The sequence below is a fragment of the Stieleria sp. genome, assembly GCF_041595215.1.
GTDB classification, from domain to species: domain Bacteria; phylum Planctomycetota; class Planctomycetia; order Pirellulales; family Pirellulaceae; genus Stieleria; species Stieleria magnilauensis.
Genome location: NZ_JBFHKV010000657.1, coordinates 1 through 4885, shown reverse-complemented (window position 1 = coordinate 4885; position 4885 = coordinate 1). Strand labels below are relative to the sequence as shown.

Genomic DNA, 4885 nt, shown 5'->3' with positions numbered 1-4885 from the left:
GTTCCGATCAATGTCCCGCAGAGCGAAGACGCCGGCAGCGGTGGGACGTTGCGAATCGTGGTCGGGCAACCCAAACACAGTGGCGTGCATTGGATTCGTGGCGATGAAATCGGGCTCGGTTTCACCGCCAATTTGCCCCGCGAGCAATTGGCGACCACGCGGATCGATGCGGCGCGGTTGGAACGCCTGTTCGGTCCTGACCGTCTGCGGCAAATCGATTCGCTCGATGAAATGGAGTGGACGTCCAGCGATGACGCTCGGGTCGTCTCGCTGTGGTCGCCGATCATGCTATTGGCGTTGTTCGTTTTCATGCTGGAACAAGTGTTGGGCAACCGATTTTATCGTCGCTCGCCGGCGGCAAAGTCCGGCTCGACGAGGCGGAGATCGGCGGCATGACACGATTCACCCTGGAACCGCTGTATGGATCGATCTGGGTTGCACTGGCGGCAATGATCGCCATCGCCGCGGTGATCACGCTGGTCACGCCGCCGACGGACGATCCCCGCAAGCGAAAGTGGTTGATCTTGCTGCGATCCCTAGCCGCGATCGTGCTGTTGATCGCCGCGATGCGTCCGACGGTGGTACGAACCGACAATCGCCCCGCAGCGGCAACGCTGGTCGTTGCAGTCGATACCTCACGCAGCATGTCGCTGCCCGACGGGGACGGGGCGGATCGATGGACCAGCCAGCAAACGGCGCTAAGACGCTTGTTGTCGGAAGTCGGCACGCTGGATGAAATGCTGGAAGTGCAACTGCTCCGCTATGATTCCCGATCCGAATCGATCGCCCAAGCCAGGCAACGCGATGAGATCGCGCGACTGGCCGATGCCATGGACTCCATGAAACCGGCCGGCGATGAAACGAACCTGGGGTTGGCGATGCAGGGCGCCATCGATGCAGCCGCCGGCAAACCGATGGCGGGCGTCGTCTTGTTCGGTGACGGCACGCAAACGGCGGTCGCGGATTCCGACAATCAGACGGCGGACCAAAGTACCGCCGCCCGGCGCGGCGCCGAAGTGCTCGATGCGTTGGCGGTTCCGCTGTGGACGGTCCCGATCGGGCCGCCCAGCACCGACGCCTCGGCTCGTGACGTGGCACTGTCCAATCTGCCGGACAGTTTTCAATTGTTTGCCGGCAATCAATTCGATGTCTCCGTGACGGTCGAGGCCAGTGGTTTGGCGAATCGACAAATCCCCGTGACCGTTTCTTGGATCGATGCAGAGGGAACCAAGACCGAAGCGAGGTCACGCCAGATCGATCCCCGCGGCGCTCGTGAATCCGTCGCGCTGACCATCCCAATGACGGCTCCCGCGCCGGGGCTGTATCGCTTGCAAGTGGAAGCGGCCGCACAAGACGGCGAATGGGTGACCAGCAACAACGCTCAAACGGCGTTTGTCGATGTCCGTGAAGGCGGCGGTCGTATTTTGATCTTAGAAGGCCCCGGGCGGCCGGAGCAAACGTTCTTGCGACGGTCCCTGCGACGTTTCCCGGATCTGGAACTGGACTACGCCCCCATTCGCGGTGACCGAACCTGGCCGGTTTCGCTGGACGCCGTCTTAAAACCGGGACGCTACGACATCTTCATCATCGGCGATCTGGACTCCAGTGCCTTGGGCGATGCACAGTTGAAACAACTTGCCGAGCGGGTCAGCCAGGGCGCCGGCCTGATCACTCTCGGCGGACTGCAGACCTATGGCACCGGCGGCTACGCTGACGGAGCATTGGCCGACGTGCTGCCGATCAAAATGGATCCGTCGCGACGTCGCCAACCGACGCGCGGTGTGATGAGCGCGGCGGAACGGGCGGCGCGATCAGCGGCGCAGATTCCCGGACCGATCAAAATCGAAGTCGCCCGGCGGCACCCCATCGTTGATCTGGGCGGACGAGATCCCGCTTCGGTTTGGTCGTCTTTGCCCGAACTGTCCGGCGCCAACCGATTGATCGGTGCCAAGGCCGCCGCCGGGGTGCAAACGTTGCTAGCGACCGACAAGCAACAGCCGCTGTTGGTGATCGGCGGCTACGGCAAGGGCCGTGTCGCGTCATTGGCGATCGATGAAACCTATCGTTGGTGGCGGGCGGGGAAAGCGGAAGCCCATCAACGGTTCTGGCGCCAGTTGATGTTGTGGCTGATGTCGCGCGAAGAATCCAGCGGCGATCGCTTGATCGCAGAACTGGACCTGCGGCGATTCGAATCTGACCGCGGCCCGGAGTTTCGCGCCAGGCTGATGCGTGTCGGTGAGACCGCGACCGAGGTGACACTTTCTGCGACGGTGGTCGATGATCAAGGCAATGAAACGTCACTGGATGTGACCGCAACGGCCAGCGGCGAACCGAGGATCAGCGGGACGATTCCAAAATTGGAACCGGGCTTTTACAAGCTTGTCGTTCGGGCCAGTGACGAATCGATCGAGCCCGATGAAGTCGCATTTCAAGTGACCGAAACCAGTCGCGAACTGGCGCGACCGATGGCCGATCCGGTGTACCTGAAACAGTTGGCTGACCTGACCTCCGACCACGGCGGTGCCTCGTTCGATCCGCAACAGATCGATGCGTTGATCGATGCGATCGCCCAAAAACGCCGCAGTGCCGAAACGCCGGTGATCGAAAAGAATCGCTTGGGCGATGGGCCCGCAAGCGGCTGGTTGGTGTTCACCCTGTTCGCCGGGATGTTGTCGGCGGAGTGGTTTCTACGACGGCGTTGGGGAATGGTCTAGCGAGAAGGGTTCACCGGCAGGTTAGCACTCGGAAACGACGCTTAACTTAGCCGTCATAGGGTATGCGATGCATACCAACATGCTCGTCCCACTCACAGTCGCTTGGAAGCGACCATGCGTTTACCGGTACCACGGAATTGAATTCGGATCGGGGCGGTCAGGTTGTAGTGGTCCGGGCCGAGCAACGTGGCCACGGTCGCGTTGATTACGGGGTTGATGGTGCTGGAATTGAAATCCCAGTTGTCGTCACCGGCACCGATCTCTGCTTCCACGCGGCGTTCCGCCGAGGTCACCACGAAGACGGTGTTGCGTTTCAAGGCAAAGCTGACGGTGCCGTGAATGTAGGCTGCGTCACCGGCCGAAATGCTGCCCGACGTGATGCCGTAGTCCCCCCAACCGTACAGGTTGGTTGAGATGAACCGATCCCGGTTTCGCACGGTTCCCCGAGCAATCAGGTGCCCCAACTGGTGCCGGCCCGACGGCAATCGATCGATCGCGCCGATGGCTGACAAGATGGCATCGGCACCGCGTTCGACCACTTGGGGCATGTAACGGGTGTCACCCATCATCACGCCGTTGTCCAAGAAATGGTTGACCAGCGGGAAATCGAGCGCCGTGATGTTCTCGCCGTAGCCGCTGTTCATCACCGCAGCCTGCGGCATTTCGATCACCACGTTGCCGAAATCGGGAACGTGGTCGTGGTCGTAACCCGACTGATAAGGGCTGACGGGTTGGCCGTATTCGGCAAAGTTATTGATTTCGGCGTACTGCAAATCCGAAAAGTTGGTGCAGCGCCACACTTGGCTTGCACTGTCGTAGGACCAGCTCACGTTGAATTCCCCGTTTAGAATGCGATCGCATGCGTGATCTTTGGTTTTCGTCGCGTGCAGGGATTCGTTGCTGACTCTTTTCAGAATTTGTCGAATGCTGTTTTGGGGGAGCGCTTGATGCGGCCTACTCGCCGTGATGCGGATTTCCGTCGATGGGGCAAAACGATGGGGTGGCAGAACGATGATGACGTTGCGCCATCGCCAGATCACTCACCGGGTTTCATTTTCTTGTCACCCATTTTCCTGTCTCCCTTCCCACCATCTGTCTCTAAACCCCCAGCCTCTCTTTCGCTTCCGCCGCCCAAGGGCTATCGGGGGCGAGTTGCAGGATGCGTTGCCAATGCTGGAGGGCTTGCAGGTCATCGCCGATGCGATCGAGCGTTTTGGCGAGCGTGTAATGGACGTCGGCGTAGTCGTCGTGCATCGACAGGGCACCGCGTAACGCGGCGACGGCCAACTCGAGTTGACCGAGTTCGGCCAGCACGGCGCCCAAGCTGGCGCGGGCTTCGACGAATTCCGGATCAATTTCAATCGCGCTGTAGTAGCGTTCGCGCGCCGCGATCAAAAAGTTCATGCGATAAAGCAGCTCGCCGATCTGGAAACTGACATCAGCACGTGCTCCGTCGCGGGCCAGAATGGTGTGGTACAAATCGATCGCGGTTTCCAGATCGTCCTCATCTTCGGCTTGATAAGCAGCCAGCAGGATCGGATCGTGTTCGGCGGTACTGACCGCGCGCAGCATCGGCGGTTGGTCGGGCGGTTCAAACGCCAACACCTCCGGCGTCGATTCCCCGTCGCTTTCGAGCGCATCAAAATCGAACCGCATCTGTCCGCCAGGCTCGACCAGGCCATCGCCTTGTCGCAACAGCACGTGCTTTCCCTCGACCAAGATGGAAAGCTGATCGAGGGGACGGCGGATATTGGGGAGCACTTGAACCAGGTCCACCAGTCGACGTTCGATCGCCGCGGGACTCGCACCGGCAGAGATCCATCCGGCTAGACGCTTCGCAGTCGCCACCTCCGCATAGTCAAAGTAAGGCAGCTTGTGCAACGTCGTCACCGGAGTGATCAGGCCCCTGCGGTGCCACCGCCGGATCACGCGGACCGAAACCCCCAACAAGTCCGCCAGCATGACCGGTGTGTAAAAACGCTGGGCGGAGCGTCCGACATCGAACAGTCCCAGTCGCTGCCAGAGTTCGGTTTCATGGATGATTTCAAGCTCACCGCGGCCGGCGGCATCGATCACGCCGGGCGGCAATAACTCGTCTTGCGAAAGCGGCGGTTGGTCGGCACCGATGACGACCAAGTCAAGCATCATGCGGTCAGCGGGCGGATCAGACG

The 4885-nt window shown here is 60.7% G+C and carries 3 protein-coding genes and 1 pseudogene; 2 read left to right on the top strand and 2 right to left on the bottom strand.

The window, feature by feature from the left end; translation table 11 throughout:
- A pseudogene (locus ABX749_RS21935) lies at positions 1–396 on the top strand (hypothetical protein); the annotation flags it as partial.
- A complete protein-coding gene (locus ABX749_RS21930; RefSeq protein WP_372897863.1) occupies positions 393–2714 on the top strand; it encodes a VWA domain-containing protein in 2322 nt (773 codons plus the stop codon). The pseudogene ABX749_RS21935 and the gene ABX749_RS21930, both read left to right, overlap by 4 nt.
- A 92-nt stretch (positions 2715–2806) precedes the next feature.
- Here ABX749_RS21930 and ABX749_RS21925 read toward each other — a convergent pair whose 3' ends face one another.
- Both ABX749_RS21925 and ABX749_RS21920 read right to left on the bottom strand, forming a co-directional pair.
- A complete protein-coding gene (locus tag ABX749_RS21925; RefSeq protein ID WP_372897862.1) occupies positions 2807–3544 on the bottom strand; it encodes a hypothetical protein in 738 nt (245 codons plus the stop codon).
- Between the two features lie 268 nt (positions 3545–3812).
- Positions 3813–4885, bottom strand: a 1073-nt coding sequence (locus ABX749_RS21920) for a MerR family transcriptional regulator (protein ID WP_372897861.1), incomplete at its 5' end; no start/stop codon positions are given.